Origin of the sequence: Kribbella sp. NPDC026596 (assembly GCF_040638415.1) — a bacterium.
Classification (GTDB): domain Bacteria; phylum Actinomycetota; class Actinomycetes; order Propionibacteriales; family Kribbellaceae; genus Kribbella.
Window position 1 is genome coordinate 66907 of record NZ_JBEZYF010000028.1, and the last position, 15504, is coordinate 82410.

General features: G+C 68.3%; 16 protein-coding genes. 12 read left to right on the top strand and 4 right to left on the bottom strand.

Annotation, left to right across the window (positions count from 1 at the left end; translation table 11 throughout):
• Window positions 1-32: 32 nt before the first annotated feature.
• Entirely contained in the window at window positions 33-452 is a 420-nt protein-coding gene (locus AB0E63_RS23540; protein WP_360369936.1) for a hypothetical protein, read from the bottom strand.
• Between the two features lie 644 nt (window positions 453-1096).
• Window positions 1097-1576, bottom strand: a complete 480-nt coding sequence (locus AB0E63_RS23545) for a VOC family protein (protein ID WP_360369939.1) — start codon at window positions 1574-1576, stop codon at window positions 1097-1099.
• 230 nt (window positions 1577-1806) lie between these two features.
• On the opposite strand from AB0E63_RS23545, the gene AB0E63_RS23550 reads away from it, so the two are divergent.
• Entirely contained in the window at window positions 1807-2634 is an 828-nt protein-coding gene (locus AB0E63_RS23550; protein WP_360369942.1) for a MarR family transcriptional regulator, read from the top strand.
• 92 nt (window positions 2635-2726) lie between these two features.
• On the opposite strand, the gene AB0E63_RS23555 is transcribed toward AB0E63_RS23550, so the two are convergent.
• Window positions 2727-3182: a hypothetical protein gene (locus AB0E63_RS23555; protein ID WP_360369945.1), complete on the bottom strand. Its 456-nt coding sequence runs from the start codon at window positions 3180-3182 to the stop codon at window positions 2727-2729.
• Window positions 3183-3243: 61 nt separating this feature from the next.
• Here AB0E63_RS23555 and AB0E63_RS23560 point away from each other — a divergent pair, with 61 nt between their 5' ends.
• From AB0E63_RS23560 to AB0E63_RS23610, 11 genes are all read left to right on the top strand, one after another.
• On the top strand, window positions 3244-3693 hold the full coding sequence (locus AB0E63_RS23560) for a MarR family winged helix-turn-helix transcriptional regulator (protein WP_360369948.1): 450 nt from the start codon (window positions 3244-3246) through the stop codon (window positions 3691-3693).
• A gap of 165 nt (window positions 3694-3858) precedes the next feature.
• Window positions 3859-4467 (top strand): hypothetical protein, encoded by a 609-nt coding sequence (locus tag AB0E63_RS23565; protein WP_360369951.1) that lies wholly within the window; start codon window positions 3859-3861, stop codon window positions 4465-4467.
• Window positions 4468-4546: 79 nt separating this feature from the next.
• The gene (locus AB0E63_RS23570; protein WP_360369954.1) at window positions 4547-4945 is read left to right on the top strand and encodes a hypothetical protein; all 399 of its coding nucleotides are present in this window, start codon (window positions 4547-4549) and stop codon (window positions 4943-4945) included.
• A gap of 89 nt (window positions 4946-5034) precedes the next feature.
• Complete coding sequence (locus AB0E63_RS23575) at window positions 5035-6150, top strand: GNAT family N-acetyltransferase (RefSeq protein ID WP_360369957.1); 1116 nt, start codon at window positions 5035-5037, stop codon at window positions 6148-6150.
• Entirely contained in the window at window positions 6122-7072 is a 951-nt protein-coding gene (locus AB0E63_RS23580) for a potassium channel family protein (RefSeq protein WP_360370048.1), read from the top strand. The genes AB0E63_RS23575 and AB0E63_RS23580 overlap by 29 nt, the downstream gene beginning before the upstream one ends.
• A gap of 69 nt (window positions 7073-7141) precedes the next feature.
• On the top strand, window positions 7142-8050 hold the full coding sequence (locus tag AB0E63_RS23585) for a zinc metalloprotease (RefSeq protein ID WP_360369960.1): 909 nt from the start codon (window positions 7142-7144) through the stop codon (window positions 8048-8050).
• A 154-nt stretch (window positions 8051-8204) separates the two neighbouring features.
• Window positions 8205-9194: a LacI family DNA-binding transcriptional regulator gene (locus AB0E63_RS23590; RefSeq protein ID WP_360369962.1), complete on the top strand. Its 990-nt coding sequence runs from the start codon at window positions 8205-8207 to the stop codon at window positions 9192-9194.
• A 118-nt stretch (window positions 9195-9312) separates the two neighbouring features.
• Window positions 9313-10236 carry a sugar ABC transporter permease gene (locus AB0E63_RS23595; protein ID WP_360369965.1) on the top strand — a complete coding sequence of 308 codons (924 nt, stop codon included), beginning with the start codon at window positions 9313-9315 and terminating at the stop codon, window positions 10234-10236.
• Window positions 10233-11066, top strand: coding sequence for a carbohydrate ABC transporter permease (locus tag AB0E63_RS23600; protein WP_360369967.1), 834 nt, complete (start codon window positions 10233-10235; stop codon window positions 11064-11066). Before AB0E63_RS23595 ends, AB0E63_RS23600 begins: the two co-directional genes overlap by 4 nt.
• Before the next feature lie 23 nt (window positions 11067-11089).
• The gene (locus tag AB0E63_RS23605; RefSeq protein WP_360369970.1) at window positions 11090-12373 is read left to right on the top strand and encodes an extracellular solute-binding protein; all 1284 of its coding nucleotides are present in this window, start codon (window positions 11090-11092) and stop codon (window positions 12371-12373) included.
• The gene (locus tag AB0E63_RS23610) at window positions 12370-13506 is read left to right on the top strand and encodes an ADP-ribosylglycohydrolase family protein (RefSeq protein ID WP_360369973.1); all 1137 of its coding nucleotides are present in this window, start codon (window positions 12370-12372) and stop codon (window positions 13504-13506) included. The genes AB0E63_RS23605 and AB0E63_RS23610 overlap by 4 nt, the downstream gene beginning before the upstream one ends.
• 2 nt (window positions 13507-13508) lie before the next feature.
• Here AB0E63_RS23610 and AB0E63_RS23615 read toward each other — a convergent pair whose 3' ends face one another.
• Window positions 13509-15452, bottom strand: coding sequence for an alkaline phosphatase D family protein (locus AB0E63_RS23615; protein WP_360369976.1), 1944 nt, complete (start codon window positions 15450-15452; stop codon window positions 13509-13511).
• Between the last annotated feature and the right edge of the window lie 52 nt (window positions 15453-15504).

A 15504-nucleotide genomic window follows, 5' to 3' on the forward strand; every position in this document is an offset into this window, starting at 1 on the left:
CGGTCACCTCGCCCGGGTGGGGAGCGGTGTGGTCAGTCGCGTGGCTCGGAGGCGGTGATCTGCAAGGACTCGGCGAGCATCCCCAGGGACTCGGTCAGGTGGCGGATCTGGCTCTGTTCTTCGCGATCGGCGCCGTCGGCGATACGTCCGATCTCGTCCATACCCGCGTGGAGCTGGTCGATGCGCTGCTGGAGGGTGCCCTTCGCGTTGCGTGCGCGGCGGTGGATCTGGATCGCGGTGGTCATGCTCTCGGACGCGGCGGGCTGGTGTTGCGCCAGGATCGTGTCCAGTTTCGCGACGAGCCGGTGGGCGTTGTCCTGGTCCGAGGCGGGCTCGATCTCGTCGGCCAAGGCACGCAGTCGCTCGACCTCGACCGCGAACTCGGCGCGCGGCATCGACAACCCACGGTTCAGCACCCCGTCGTACTCGACATCAAAGGTCGTGAAGTCCACGGTCGCAGTATCCCAAGCCCAGGCGTTCATCGCGCTCCACAGCACCGGCACCCCCGGTGTGGATCGTTCGCGGGCACCCTTCGCCGGGGGCCGACGGTCGGCGTGACGGAGCCGTTGCGGGGGTCGAGGTCGCTGGTGATCCTCCGGACCTGGCCGCGGCCGCTGTAGACGTGGCGCGGCACGCCGTCTTTGACGGAGTACTGGCCTCGGCGTGCCAGCTCGAAGCAGACGCTGCGCGAGGTGACGGCGTGGCCCGCTGGGATCGGGCGGTCGGGCTAGGTCGCCTGGGGGGCGAATGCGTGCTCGCCGGCGGGCCATATGGTCCAGCCGCGTGCGTTCAGCGCCGGCCATAGCCGGTGGCCGCAGTGTCGGCACAGGTAAAGCTCGCCGGCGCGCTCGGTGCGGTACGCCGCGCGGACCGCCGCGCGGACTCGCGGTCCGCACCGGTCACAGGTCTCGTTCATGCCTTCACTGTCGCGCATAGCGGCGCGTGTCGTCCCCGGGGGTAGTCCCAGGGCGACTCCCGGGGTTGTGCCCGGGGACGATCGCGGCGGCGGCGTCAGCGGAGGTCCCTGTGTGAGGTGAGGCCCAACTTGGTAAAGACGTTGCCCAGGTGCGCACGACGCCGTATGGGTGAGACAAGCTCAGCCCGGGAGGTCCTCCGCGCGCTTTGCGGCGAGCTCGCCGTGCAGCAGTCCGGTGGACTGGCCGACCTCAATGAGGTATCCGTCCGGGTCCCGCATGTAGCAGCGGATCTCTGCTCCGCGGTCGATCGGTGGCGTAACGAACTCTGCGCCTTTGGCCCTCCACTCCTCGTAGCAGGCCCGGATATCAGCGACCCGCAGGTTGAGGAAGATCGAGGTCGTGTCGCCGGGTTGGTAGTCGACCACCGAGATACCTGGTTTGTCGGGGGTGGGCGGACCGCCCGGGTTCATGATGATCCACGAATTGGACAGCTTGACCATGCACGGATTCTCGTCCAGGACGACCGTGCCGCCGAGGACACGCGAGTAGAAGTCCCGCGAGCGCGCGACCTCGCGGACGGTGATGAACAACGTCACCACAATGCCGACGTCGGGCGCGGGGAGATTGGCGAAGTCGATCCGGTCTGCGGGGTCCGACATACTTCCTCCATTCCGGCGGCATTGGCTTATCAGACGCCGGTCCTGGTCACAACCCTTCCCCACATGATCGCCGAGGCAGCCTGATCGGGCGCCTAGTGGGGCGTCGGCCGGTCGCGGACCGTGAGCGTCGTACTGAACATCGACCGGAAGTGTCGAATCCGGGCGAGCTTGTTCGTCGCTAGGGTCAGAGGCCGTCCACGAGGGCGGTGTCACGACCGAAGGAGATTCCGATGGTGTCGCACCCACGGGCCAAGGTCCACCGCATGTTCGAGCTCGTCGAGCCGATCGCCACCGTCACCTTCTCCGAGGTGCCGAACGACGCGTTCCTGGCCGTCGGCATGCGCAACTACTGGGACGGATACTTCGCGGGCCGGGCCGCGCCGCTGGGGCCGGCACCGGCCGGCGTGGTGCACGCGATCTTCTATAACTTCGCCGACGGCGAGGTGGCGCGCCACATCCCGTGGGTCTGGGGAAAGATCACCCCGGAGGAGGCGATCGCCGTGCGCGAGCGAGGCAGCGCCGCCGCGCTGCGGCAGATGATCGGGGAGCTCGCCGACTCACCCGGTCTGGTGCGGGTGGCCGACCTCGCCACGCGAGCAGCGGTCAGCGCGCCGACCGAGGGCCGAGCGCTGTACGCCGGGCTCCGGGCGCTCGACGTCCCCAAGCAGCCGGTAGCCAGGCTCTGGCACGCGGCGACACTGCTGCGGGAGCACCGCGGGGACGGCCACAACGTCGCCCTCGTCGCCCACGGCATCGGCGGCTCGGAGGCCCACGTCCTGATGGCTCTCTCCCTCGGAATGAAGGCAGAGGAGTTCGGCCGTATCCACCACCTACCGAAGGCACAGGTGGCCGCTGTCGTCGACGGTCTGCGCGTCCGCGGCCTCGTGGACGCCGCCGGCGGGTTCACCGACACCGGCCGGGGGACCAAGGAGCGGATCGAGGCTCTCACCGACGAGCTGGCGGCGCCGGCGTACGACGTGCTCAGCGCGGACGAGCTCGACGAGCTGGTTGCGGGGCTCGAGCCGATCGCCGCCGCGGTATCGGCCGCCGACGACTGAGGGTCTGAGTCGACCTCAGGGCCATCCTCGGCGACCGGCGCTCGCAGCCTCGTCGACGCCGTGTGGCGGGGGCGCCGTGTGCGTGGGCCTTCTCACGCCGGCGCCTCGTCGAACGCGATCGCGGCGATCGTCGCCGGATCGGTCTCGGCGACCTGTTGCAGAAGGGCGCGGGCTGTCTCGACCTGGGTCGCGTCGAAGAGGCTGAACACCCGACGGGTCGCCGTGCCGATCCGGTCGCTGACCGACGCGTAGCGCTCGGCTCCTGCGGGGGTGAGGCGGAGTAACTCGTCGCCGTCCTCGATCAGTCCAACGGCGGCCAGGCGCGCAAGCAGCGCGTCGACGCTCGCGTGGTCGTAGCCATTGGTGGAGAGCAGCTCTTTGATGGTCGTTGCCGGGGTAGCCCCTCGTAGGCCGAGGGCGTTGAGCGTGAACCACGCGCCGGGCTCGAGGTCTTCCTCGGTGAGGATCTGGGTCAGTGGACCGCGCAGGTTGCGCTCAGCGAGCGCCATCGCGGTGCCGAAGGGGAGTGTCGGTGCGTTCACGGTCATGTTCCTTCCTAGGATAGACAGGTAGCTGTCTAACGTAATCGAAAGACAGGAGGCTGTCTATATGACCGGGCATCATCCCCAGCCACTGGTCGGGTTGCTGCTGCGCTTGGCGAACCAGCGCTGGTCCACGGAGATGGACGCAGAGCTCGAGAAGCTCGGTGTCCGGGACCTCACCGCAGCACACGCACGAGTGATCCCGTTCGTACCGCCTCAGGGCGTCAGCGTCCAGACGCTGGCCACCAAGGCCAATGTGCGCAAGCAGACGATGGCCCGCAGCGTCGAACAACTGATCGCGGCCGGCCTGGTCGAGCGCCGTCCAGACCCCAACGACGGGCGCGCCTGGCTCGTCGTACTCACCGAGGCCGGGCTTGCGATCCGACCGATGTCTCGCAAGGCGGGAGGCCGTGTCGAGCGCACCTGGGCCGACCAGCTCGGCGAGGACCGACTGGAGGCTCTCCGAGCGGCGCTGATCGAATTGGTCGGGCACGACGCAGGGGATCCCATTGGGTAGGCGCCGTCGACTCGATGCCCAGGCTGACCGGAACCGGAGCACTCGCCCGGCGCGATGCTGCGCAATCACGGTCACGATCGTGAACCTCTCGCGGACCGCTCACGTTACAAGAATCAAGCAGGCTGGCTGTGTCCAACGGCTCGAACCCTCGGAAAGGAGTCGCTCATGCGTGGTCTGCGGTTGCCGCGAACCGAATCCGCTCACCTACCTTCGCGGCCGTACCGGTACGTCGTCTCCTTGCTCGCCACCCTGGCGTTGCTTGCTGTACCGGCCGTCGCATCGGCCGCGAACGGCTTCAGAGAGCAAGTTGCCTCTGCCCGCTGGTCGACCCCGTTCCAGTGCCCGGATGGCTCTGCGGCCGCAGACGGCCGCCTGATCGTGGAGACGGACAATTTCATCGAGGCGGGGACGACGCCTGACCTCAACCCGCCCCTCAGGGTCGGGTTCGTCGGCCAGTGTCCGGACGGCACCTTCAGTTGGGGCTTCGTACAGGCGGCGGCGACGCGGTTCGACCCGGACCTCAAGAACGTGAGCGTCAGCGGCACGTTCGCAAACGTGCGGGACAACCGGGGCGGGTTGCACACCGTTTCGACTGACGCCCGCTGGATCGGGGCCGGACCGATCATGACTACGGTCAACGGGCCCGGGTCGATGCGCAAGGAGCGCTCGGCGACCGCGACGGCGACGATCGTCTTCGACGGCAACACGCTCGTCGACGGCGCCGCCAACTTCCCGTTCCCCGCGCCGTTCATCCGAGTCGATACGGAGAAGTAGCTCAAGGCCCGGCAGGAATTCGTCAGGTTGATTGAAAAGGAGGCCGACCGCAGGCCGGTGGGCTCAGTACGCTCGGGTTATGGCGGGTGGCAAGGGGCAGAGCCAGTTGGCGAAGAACCTGATCAAGTACGGCGTGCGGTACGGGCCGCTGGCGGTCGAGGCGATCAGGCATGGGCGCGAACCGGCTCAGCAGGCGATGCAGGCCGCACTGGCGAAGCGGTCGGCGCGGAAGAAGGCGCTCGAACACGCGCTCACCGTCCGCGAGGGCTCGTTGCTCAAGGTCATCAAGGACGGCCAGGCCATCTTCTTCGTCTTCTCCGGCGACGCCATCGTCACCACCTACCCGCCGGTGCCGCAGAACACCTACCCCGAGCTCCTCCGCCACGCCGACCTGGACAAACGCGAACCCGCCGTCGTCCTCGCAGCCCGCAAGCCGAAGATCGCCCCGCACCTGCCCAAGATCCGGCGCCCGCGCTGAAGGTTGACGCGGGCGTAACATTCCGGACCCGATGGGGCAACAGGCGGAACGCACAGTGGAAGGACGTTTCCACGAGGGAGGGCGTCCGCATGCTCTGGAAGATCAGGACCGAACTCGCCGACCGGCCCGGTGCCCTGGCCGAACTCGCTGCACGGTGTGGTGCGGACGACATCAACATCCTCAGCCTCGAGGTGTTCACCGCCGAGTCCGGCGCCGTCGACGAACTGGTGGTCTCGACCGGGGTCGGCTGGACCGCGGACGACCTGACCGCCCTCGCGGCCGAAGCCGGGTGCATGCGTACGACGGTCCGCCCGTGCCAGGCCGACGTACTGAGTGATGCGCCGACCCGCTACCTGCGCGCCGTACTGCGCCTGATCGACGACCCGCTGTCGGTCGACGAGGAGCTCGGCAACCTGCAGGGGTTCGAGGAGTACACGCCCGCCGAGTGGGCCCGGGCCGACGTGCTCGTGGAGATCGCGGGCCGGCTCGCCGAGCGGTTCGACGGCTCCGTGGTCGAGGGCCCGCGCCCGGGCAGCGGCGTACCCGAGTTGCGGAAGGCGAGCGTCGAGGACGCCGAGGCTGTGGTCGATATGCACGAGCGGTGCTCGTACGAGAGCCGCACCCGGCGCTACCACGTGCCGATGCCGAAGCTGACCACCCGGACCGCGCGGCACCTGTCGGCACCGGCCGGTGGCGTTTCGGTCGTCGCCGCAGTCGGTGACGCCGTGATCGGGATGGCGACGGCCGCGCCGTGGGAGGAGCTCGGCAGTACGACGATGGAGGTCGCCGTACTCGTCGAGGACGGCTGGCAGGGGCAGGGTCTGGGGCTGCGCCTGCTGCGCCAGGTGGTCCTCGACGCGCGGGCGCTCGGTGCCGACCGGGTCGTGTGCATGGTGCAGCCGGAGAACCACGCGATGCTGCGGACGCTCGAGCGGCTGCGGATGCGATCGAGGGTGATCCGGGACGGTGACAGCCTGATGGTGACCGTCGCCCTGTCCGACCAGAGCCTGTCGCATGCGGTGGATCGGCCGCCGGTGCAATATCGTCAGGGACGTGCCACCCCTCCCCACCGGTCGCAACCCACACGGTCTGCTGGTCAACCTGCCCGCGAGCACGCGCTCGCCGCTCTTTCAGCTCTTCAGCCGCTTCCTGGTGGCCTTGGGGCTGCTGACCGTGATGGTGCTGATCGTGGTGGTCGACCGTGACGGGTACAAGGACAGCTACGACGGTCACGTCGATCTGATCGACAGCATCTACTACGCCACTGTCACGCTCACCACGACCGGGTACGGCGACATCACTCCGGTGACGCCCACTGCCCGGCTGGTGAACGCCTTCATCGTCACACCGCTGCGGATCGCGTTCCTGGTGGTACTGGTCGGCACGACACTGGAAGTCCTGGCCAACGAGGGTCGCCGGATCATGCGGGACACACGATGGAGGAAACGCATGAAGGACCACACCGTCGTCGTCGGCTACGGCACCAAGGGCCGATCCGCCGTACAGACGCTGATCAGCAACGGGGTCGCGCGCGACAGCATCGTGGTGATCGACCCGCGGGCACAGGCGATCGGTGACGCGGGCAACGACCAGATGGCCGCCTTCCACGGCGACGCGACGAACCGCACGGTGCTACGCCGTGCCGAGGTGATGACGGCCCGCGAGGTGATCGTGACGACCGACCGTGACGACTCGGCGGTCCTCGTCACGCTGGCGGTGCGGCAACTGAACCCGAACGCGCACGTCGTGGTCGCGGTCCGCGAGGAGGACAACGTTCCGCTGCTGCGGCAGAGCGGCGCGGATGCGGTCGTCACCTCGTCGGAGGCGGTCGGGCGGCTGCTCGGCCTGTCCGCGGTCAGCCCGAACCTCGGCGAGGTGATGGAGGACCTGCTCACGTACGGCGAGGGCCTCGAGGTGGCCGAACGCCCGGTGCTCGGCCGCGAGGTGGGCAAGCCACCGTCCGCTGTGCCCGACCGCGTCGTCTCCGTCGTTCGCGACGGAAAGGTGCACCGCTACTACGACTCCAACGTCTCGGTTCTGGCCGCCGGCGACAAGCTCATCGTCGTCCGCCCCGCCAAGGAAACCCCCTGGGCCGAACGTCCTGGCGCCGACGAGGCCGACGAGTAGCCCTTCCGCCACACCTGTCTGCCTGCTTAGAGTCGGACTGCCTGGGGGCCGGATCGGCAGGGGGCAGTCATGAGGTGGAGCAGGATTGCCGGCATCGCCGGCGTTGCGGTGCTGGTGAGTGCGGGACTGACCGGGGCACAGAGTCAGGCCGCTCCGCCAGGTCCCGACCGCGTCGGACCGTGTGTGCCCGAGGACAGTGTGGTCCAGGCGCGAGGTGGCCGCGAACCTGATCTCGGGCAGGTCGCGCAGGATCTTCCGGCTGCGGCGAAGGGCAAGGCGAAGCCGGGGTTCCGGGCAACTGTGCCGGTCTACTTCCACGTGGTCACGGACGGTTCGATCGGATCGCTCACGACGGCCCAGATCCGGGCCCAGATCGGCGTACTGAACAACACCTATGCGGGCGGTGAGGGTGGGGCCAGGACCGGGTTCAGCTTCGCGCTGGCGGGGGTGACCCGGACCGACAACGCCACCTGGTTCTATGCCGGCGCGGGTGGCGAGCCCGAGCACAGCATGAAGCGGGCGCTGCACACCGGTGGACCCGGCGACCTGAACCTGTACTCGACGACGGCGGGCGAGGGTCTGCTCGGCTGGGCGTACCTGCCGGACATCGTGACCAAGCCCGGGCAGGCCTATCTCGACGGTGTGGTGATCGACTGGGAGTCGATGCTGGGCACGTCCACCAGGTACGCCGGCGCGTTCGACCAGGGCGAGACGGCGACGCACGAGGTCGGCCACTGGCTGAACCTCGAGCACACCTTCTTCGGCGGGTGCAGCGCGAAGGGCGACTTCGTTTCCGACACCCCCGCGGAGAAGACGCCGACCAGCGGCTGTCCGGCCGGCAAGGACACCTGCACGGCGCCGGGTCTCGACCCGATCCACAACTACATGGATTACTCCTTCGACTCCTGCTACACGCAGTTCACCCCTGGCCAGGCCCAGCGAATGGGCGATGCCTGGCTGTTCTACCGGGCTGGTTAGCGCCCGAACGTAGTCCAGACCGGACCGTGACCTCCCCGTGGGTCACGGTCCGGTTGCGTGTGGTGGTTGTCCGCGACCCGAGGTTGACCGCGTGGCGGGGACGCCCTAGTCTCTGCTCTGTAAACGATTACAAGAACGATTACAGGAGGCCGGCGTGAGTCGTCCGACGATTGCTGGGGTGGCTCGGGCAGCCGGCGTCTCGGTGGCGTCGGTGTCGCGCGTGCTGAACGGGCTGCCGGCGACCGAGGAGATGGTCGAGCGCGTGCAGCGGGCGGTCCAGGACCTCGGGTACGTGCCGGACGCGCGGGCGCGGTCGCTGAAGGTCGGGCGGACCTTCCAGCTCACCCTCGCGGTCGCCGACGTCGGTAACCCCGTCTACGTGACGATGATGCGAGCGGTCGAGGAGGTCGTGTCCGCGGCCGGTTATCGGCTGGTGGTGACGACGACCGGGCCGGATGTGGTGGACGAGGTCGCGCTGGTCCGGGGGATGGCGCGCGGGTACGCCGACGGCCTGGTGATCAGCCCGCTCCGCGTCGACGAGGACCTGATCAAGTCGATCCGTGAGTGCGAGGTCCCGGTGGTTGTCGCCGGTAACGTCCCCGCCAAAGCCGGCGTCGACACGGTCCGCGCGAACTCCCCGAAGGGCATCCTGCTGGCGGTCGAGCACCTCACCGCCAGGGGACGCGAGCGGATCGCGTTCGTCAACGGACCTGCGGACACCGTGCCCGGTACGGCGCGGGCGAAAGGCTTCGCCGACGCGATGAAGGAGTTCGGGCTCGAGTCGGCGGGGGAGATCGAGGCCGCCGACTTCACCTTCGCCGCCGGACGTAACGCGGGCAAGACGCTGTTCAAGAAGAACCGTCCCACCGCGGTCATCTGCGCCAACGACCTGCTCGCCGTCGGAGTCATGCACGAGCTCGCCGCCTACGGACTCGAGGTCCCCAAGGACGTTGCGGTGATCGGAATGGACGACAGTGAGCTCGCCGAGCAGAGCTTCCCGCCGCTCACGAGTGTGAACCTCGGGTCGGCTGAGCGGGGGAGGCGGGCGGCTGAGTTGCTCCTGGCAAGGATCGAGGACAACACCAGGACACCGCGGCGGATCGTCGTACAGCCGAGGCTGAGTGTCCGGAGGTCCACTCCATGACTGTGCTTTTGGCCGGGCCTTCGGCGCCGGCATGGTCATGGGGCTTGGTCTCCCGGCCTTCCCTCGTCGCTCCAGTCGCTGCGCTCCCTACGCTCCTCAGTCCAGGCCGGGAGGCCCCATGACCGCGACGATGACGGCGCCGGCGCCGACTCCGGTCCGCAAGGCCGGGAAGCCGAAGCAGAATCGGGAAGCGATCTTTCTGTTCCTGCCCGCGCTGCTGCCGGTCCTGCTGCTCAGCGTCTACCCGCTGATCCGCGGGATCGCGCTCGGCTTCACCGACGCGCGTGCCGGGCTCAACGTCGAGACCAACTTCATCGGCTTCGGCAACTTCTCCAAGCTGCTGCACAACGGCCTGTTCTGGGACTCGTTCCGGATCGGCGTGATCTGGACCCTGTCGGTCACGATCCTGCAGTTCGTCGCGGCGCTCGGACTCGCCCTGCTGCTCAACACGAACATCCGCTTCCGCGGCGTCGCCCGTACGCTCGCACTGATCCCGTGGGCGATGCCCCCGGTGGTCGTCGCGATCATGTGGCGCCTGCTGCTGCACCCGACCAACGGCCCGGTCAACGAGATCCTGCAGAAGCTGCACCTCACCGACCACCCGATCAACTTCCTCGGCGACTTCAGTACGGCGCTGCCGGCCGTGATCGTGGTCGGGATCTGGGTCGGCATGCCGATGACCACGGTGACCCTGCTGGCTGGCCTGCAAGGCATCGATCGCTCGCTGTACGAGGCGGCGGCGGTGGACGGCGCGAGTGCGTGGAGCCAGTTCTGGAACATCACGCTGCCGCAGCTGAAGACCGTGATCGTCGCGATCACCAGCCTGGACATGATCTGGAACTTCAACTCGTTCGGCCTGGTCTACGTGCTGACCGCGGGTGGCCCGGGCGGCAAGACGATGCTGCCGATGCTGTTCGCCTACAACGAGGCGTTCCGGTACGGGAACTTCGGCATGGCCGCCGCGATGGGTGACGTGATGGTCGTGATCATCATCCTGTTCCTGTTCTTCTACCTGCGGAACCGGCTGAGGAGCGAAGCATGAGAACGCGACCGGCCGCCCGCTTCCTGCAGTACGTCGCCGTCGTCTGCTACCTGGTCTTCCTCGGCTTCCCGCTGCTCTGGCTGATCTCCAGCTCGCTGAAGTCGCCGCAGGAGTTCGCCAGCATCACGCCGTCGATCCTGCCCAAGAACGTCGACTTCTCGAATTACAGCGACGCTCTGAACGAGCAGGGCCTGGTCCGCGGGCTGATGAACAGCCTGCAGATCTCGATCGCCAGCACGATCCTGGTGCTGATCGTGGCGCTGCCGGTGTCGTACGCGTTGGCCCGGTTCCGCAGCCGGCTGCGGCCGGTCACGAACGGCTGGATCCTGGTCAGCCAGGTGTTCCCGGTGATCCTGATCGTGATCCCGCTGTTCATGATCCTGCGGCCGCTGCACCTGACCAACACGATCCCCGGCGTGGTGATCGTGTACATGGTCTGGTCGCTGCCGTTCGCGCTGTGGATGCTGCAGGGGTACGTCGCTGCCGTGCCGCGCGAACTGGAGGAGGCCGCGTCGGTGGACGGCGCGAGCCGGGTCCGCACGATCGTGTCGATCGTGATGCCGTTGCTGCGGCCCGGGCTGATCGCGACCGCGATGTTCACCTTCATCTCGGCGTGGAACGAGTTCTTCTTCGCTCTGGTCCTGCTCCAGGACCCCCAACTCAAGACGCTGCCGCTGGTCCTCGCCCGCTTCGTCGGGGCCGAGGGGCAGGTGCAGTTCGGTCCCCTGGCAGCGGCGTCGGTCCTCGCGACCGTCCCGAGCCTGATCTTCTTCGCCTTCCTCCAACGCCGGTTGACGTCCGGTCTGTTGAGCGGCGCAGTCAAGGGCTAGCCCCATCCCCTGAGGAGAGACACATGAAGAAAGCAGTAACCGCCCTGATGGCGGCGGGTGCACTGGTGGCACTCGCGGCCTGTGGGAGCAACAGTGACGACAGCTCTGGTGACTCGGGGTCGTCGAACGAGAAGGTGACGCTGAAGTTCCAGAGCCTCGCCTTCCAGAAGACCACCGTCGACGCGACCAAGAAGATCGTCGCGGACTGGAACGCCGCCAACCCGAACATCCAGGTCGAGTACGTCCAGGGCAGCTGGGATTCGGTCCACGACCAGCTGGTCACCCAGTTCCAGGGCGGGACCGCGCCGGACATCATCCACGACGAGTCCGCCGACATCACCGGCTTCATCAACCAGGGCTACCTCGCCGACCTCTCGCCGTACCTGAGCCAGGAGACCAAGGACGCCGTCTCGCAGGGCGTCTGGGACAGCGTGTCGAACGACGGCAAGGTGTACGCCGCTCCGACGCTGCTGCAGTCGTACGTCGTGTTCGCGAACTCGGCGCTGCTCAAGCAGGCCGGGATCACGGCGACCGGTGACTCGCTCAGCTGGGACGACCTGGCCGCGGACGCGAAGAAACTGACCGCGAGTGGCAAGTACGGCCTCGGCTGGGGTCTGAAGAGCCCGACCGCGACCGTGCTCAACCTGGGCATGAACTTCGACGCGCAGTTCTTCGAGGGCTCCGGCAAGGACGCGACGGCGAAGATCGGCGATCCCGAGCTCGAGGTGCCGAAGCGGATCCACGACATGGCTTACACCGACAAGTCGATCGACCCGACGTCGCTGACCCAGAGCAGTTCCGACGTACTGCCCGGGTTCTACGCCGGCAAGTACGCGATGGTTGTCGGTGGCAACTTCGCCGCCCAGCAGATCCTCGAGGAGGCGCCGAAGGGCTTCCAGTGGGAGGTGCTGCCGCCGCTGAAGGGCATCGGCACCAAGCAGGCGGCGAACCCGCAGACCCTGTCGGTGCCGGCCGAGGGCAAGCACATCAAGCAGTCCGCGCAGTTCATCGACTACTACATGAAGGCCGAGAACCTGGCCGCGGTCGGTCAGGGCGACTGGCTGATCCCGACCACCCAGGCCGCCCGGGACGCGATCCTGAAGGCGACCGGTGGCAAGAACGGCTGGGAGCAGACATTGGCCAGTGGCAACGACCTGACCAAGGCGCCGTTCCAGAGCGTGGAGAACTACCCGAAGTGGAAGGACCAGATCGCGACGCCGGCGCTGCAGGAGTACCTGGCGAACAAGACCGATCTGGCCGCGCTGGGCAAGAAACTGAGTGACGGATGGGGTCAGGTCAACCAGTGACGTCCTTGCTGGAACAGAAAGCAACGGGTGCCCTCGTCGGCTCCGCGGTCGGTGACGCGATCGGTGGGGCCGTCGAGGGCTGGACGCCGGAGGCGATCCGGGAGCGGCACGGCGGCTGGGTGACCGGCATCGTCGGTCCGTGGTACGACGACTGGCGCACGGCCCGGCCGATCGCGCCGTACCACAAGGGCGACGGGCACATCACCGACGACACCTTGATGACGCACGCGCTGGTCGAGGTGTACGACGAATGCCGGACGCACCTGGATGCCTACGCGATCGCCGACGTCCTGGTGCCGAAGATGGTGAACGGGCGCCGGTGGGTGCCCGAGTTGGAGACCGACGCGCTGTTGCTACAGCGGGTGTTCCTGGCCGAGAAGTGGCTGGTCGCCCGCTTGCACTACGGGCACGTCGATCCGCGCGAGGCCGGCGTCGGCAACATCGTCAACTGCGGTGCGGCGATGTACGTGGCGCCGGTCGGCGTCGCCAACGCGGGCGACCCGGAAGGGGCGTACGCCGAGGCGATCGACCTGGCCGGTGCGCATCAGTCGAGTTACGGACGGGAGGCGGCCGGCGTGTTCGCGGCCGCCGTCGCCGCCGCGATGGCGCCGGGCGCAACGGCCGCCTCGGCGGTCGGCGCGGCGCTGGCCCTGGCCAAGGACGGCACTCGGAGGGCCGTCGAGGCGGTCGTTGCGGCGGCGGACGGTGTGACGGAGTGGGAGCAGGCGATTCCCCTGCTACGCAAGGCGATCGGGCCCTACGACACGGTCGGGCCGGACTACCGCGACCAGTCCCTGGACGCCCGGCGGCCGAGCCGGACCAAGGCGATCGAGGAGCTGCCGGTCGCGCTCGGGTTCGTCCTGGTGTCGGAGGGCGACGTACGCCGGGCGGTCCTCGGCGGCACGAACTACGGCCGGGACGCGGACTCGATCGCGTCGATGGCCGGCGCGATCACGGGTGCTCTCAACGGACTGAGCGGCGTACCGGCGGACTGGGCGACGGACATCGCCCAGGCGAGCAAGACCGATCTGGAGCGACCGGGCCGGGTGATGGCCTCGGTGGCTCTGGACATCCGAGCGGCCGACGCGAAGCGGTGGGCGACGCGCACGGCCGCGCTGGATGACCTGGTGTGATGTCAATTCCCGAATGCTTGGAGTTCGACGATGCGGGAGTAGCCGTGGTCGTTGGAGTCGCGGATGACGAGCTGGACGGCGTCGGCCGCGCGGGGCTCGAAGCTGACGGTGACCTTGCCGAGGACGTTGCCACGGATCTCGCCGACGGTCGTCCAGGTGCTGCCGACGCGGACCTGCACGTCGAAGTCACGGATCCCCATCACCGCCGCCGGGTAGGTGGTCGAGTCGAGGGTCTGCGGGACGACTCGGCCGACGGTGGTCGGCGTGATGAAGTCGACGCCGTAGGTGTCGGGGAAGACGCCCTTGGTGTTGTCGTGCCAACCGCTGGCACCCCACTGCGCGGAGTCGGCGTTGCCGTCGACCCCGCCACACAGGCGCATGTTGCCGTTCGTGGAGGACGCGACGGCCTGCTCACCGAGCAGCAGGTTGTCGCGCACCGGCACCGGCTGGATCGTGACCGGCACGCTCAAGTGCTCTCGTCCGACGGTCAGATCGACGGTGTGCGTCGCGGGCGCCGTCCCGCGCGGGACGGTGACGTCGAGCGGCGCCTTCACCAACTGATCGACGGGCAGGTAGCTGGAGAACTGATGCCGGGACAGGCTCAGCGAGGAGTCACCGCTGATGCGCAGGTCGGCGATCGTCGGCTCGCGGCCGGTGTTGGTCATGCCGAGCGTGAGCTTGGGGTCGAGGTGGCAGCTGAGGTAGCCGCGCTGGACGTTCTGGTACTTCACGTGCGGGTTCTCGGCGAGCAGCGCGCGACCGGTGGCATCGGCGTCGACGCCGTCCTTGCCGGACGAGATCGACGTGGTGACGAACTCGGTTCCGACGGCCGGGGTCGAGGGATCGGCGAAGTTCACCCGCAGGTCCGACGCGACGCTGCGGTGCAAGTCCCCGGTCAGTACGACGAAGTTCCGCACGTCGCGATCGCGGACGCCGGTGAGGACCCGGTCGCGGGACGCGGTGTAGCCGTTCCACGTGTCCATCGGCAGCTCCAGGTCCGGACCGGTCTTGCGATCGAGTTGAGCCATCGCGACCTGCTGGGCGACGACGCTCCACCGGCTACTGGACCGGCCGACCGTGTCGAGCAGCCAGCGTTCCTGCTCGGCGCCGGTGATGGTCCGGGCCGGATCCGTCGACACGGCGTCCGGCGGCAGCCAGCCACCCGTGCTGGTCTGGTCGTCGCGGAAGTGCCGGGTGTCCAGAACGCTCAGATCGGCAGTCCGCCCGTACCGCAGGTGACGATGCAGCCGGATCGACGGTCCGTCGGCGGACTGGTCGAGTCGCAGCGGCATGTGCTCCCAGTACGCGCGGAAGCCGTTGGCCCGGCGTACCAGGAACTCGTCGTGCGGGAGCCCGTCCTCGGAGATGTACCCGGCCCAGTTGCGCTCGACCTCGTGATCGTCGAGCGTGACGATCCATGGCGCGGCGGCGTGCGCGGCCTGCAGGTCGGGGTCGGTCTTGTGCAGCGCGTACCGGGCGCGGTACTCGTCCAGCGTGAAGATCTCGCCGGCGAAGTCGACCGGGACGGCCTGGTTGCGGACGCCGGCTGTCGGACCGACGCCGACCTCGTAGATGTAGTCGCCGAGGAACAGTACGACGTCGTGGTCCCGGCGTACGACGTCCTGGTACGCGGTGTAGAAGCCGTCGTAGAAGGCCTGGCAGGACGCGACCGCCATCGTCACCGCGGGCTCGTCGGTCGGGGCCGGCGCGGTCCGCGTGCGGCCGATCGGACTGATCTGGCCGGCCGCGCAGAAGCGGTAGAAGTAGTGCCGCCACGGACGCAGCCCGCGGACGTCGACATGCACGGTGTGGGCGTAGCGCTTGTCGGTGCGGTGCGGTATTCCTATCGCATCGGCGAGGTCGGGGAGGTTGCCCGTGAGAGCGAGCGCGGCGGCGGCGCCCGTGGCGGTCAGGAAGCTGCGGCGAGTAACTGCTGCCGGAATCATGCGCTGGAGTATCGGACTGCAATGAGACAACGAACCAGATGTGCGTTTCGCC

Excerpts from the sequence above, each read along its gene's own strand:
- AB0E63_RS23545 (WP_360369939.1), bottom strand. The coding sequence starts at position 1,576 with ATGTCGGACCCCGCAGACCGGATCGACTTCGCCAATCTCCCCGCGCCC.
- AB0E63_RS23550 (WP_360369942.1), top strand. The coding sequence starts at position 1,807 with ATGGTGTCGCACCCACGGGCCAAGGTCCACCGCATGTTCGAGCTCGTC.
- AB0E63_RS23555 (WP_360369945.1), bottom strand. The coding sequence starts at position 3,182 with ATGACCGTGAACGCACCGACACTCCCCTTCGGCACCGCGATGGCGCTC.
- AB0E63_RS23560 (WP_360369948.1), top strand. The coding sequence starts at position 3,244 with ATGACCGGGCATCATCCCCAGCCACTGGTCGGGTTGCTGCTGCGCTTG.
- AB0E63_RS23565 (WP_360369951.1), top strand. The coding sequence starts at position 3,859 with ATGCGTGGTCTGCGGTTGCCGCGAACCGAATCCGCTCACCTACCTTCG.
- AB0E63_RS23570 (WP_360369954.1), top strand. The coding sequence starts at position 4,547 with ATGGCGGGTGGCAAGGGGCAGAGCCAGTTGGCGAAGAACCTGATCAAG.
- AB0E63_RS23575 (WP_360369957.1), top strand. The coding sequence starts at position 5,035 with ATGCTCTGGAAGATCAGGACCGAACTCGCCGACCGGCCCGGTGCCCTG.
- AB0E63_RS23580 (WP_360370048.1), top strand. The coding sequence starts at position 6,122 with ATGGTGCTGATCGTGGTGGTCGACCGTGACGGGTACAAGGACAGCTAC.
- AB0E63_RS23585 (WP_360369960.1), top strand. The coding sequence starts at position 7,142 with ATGAGGTGGAGCAGGATTGCCGGCATCGCCGGCGTTGCGGTGCTGGTG.
- AB0E63_RS23595 (WP_360369965.1), top strand. The coding sequence starts at position 9,313 with ATGACCGCGACGATGACGGCGCCGGCGCCGACTCCGGTCCGCAAGGCC.
- AB0E63_RS23600 (WP_360369967.1), top strand. The coding sequence starts at position 10,233 with ATGAGAACGCGACCGGCCGCCCGCTTCCTGCAGTACGTCGCCGTCGTC.
- AB0E63_RS23605 (WP_360369970.1), top strand. The coding sequence starts at position 11,090 with ATGAAGAAAGCAGTAACCGCCCTGATGGCGGCGGGTGCACTGGTGGCA.
- AB0E63_RS23615 (WP_360369976.1), bottom strand. The coding sequence starts at position 15,452 with ATGATTCCGGCAGCAGTTACTCGCCGCAGCTTCCTGACCGCCACGGGC.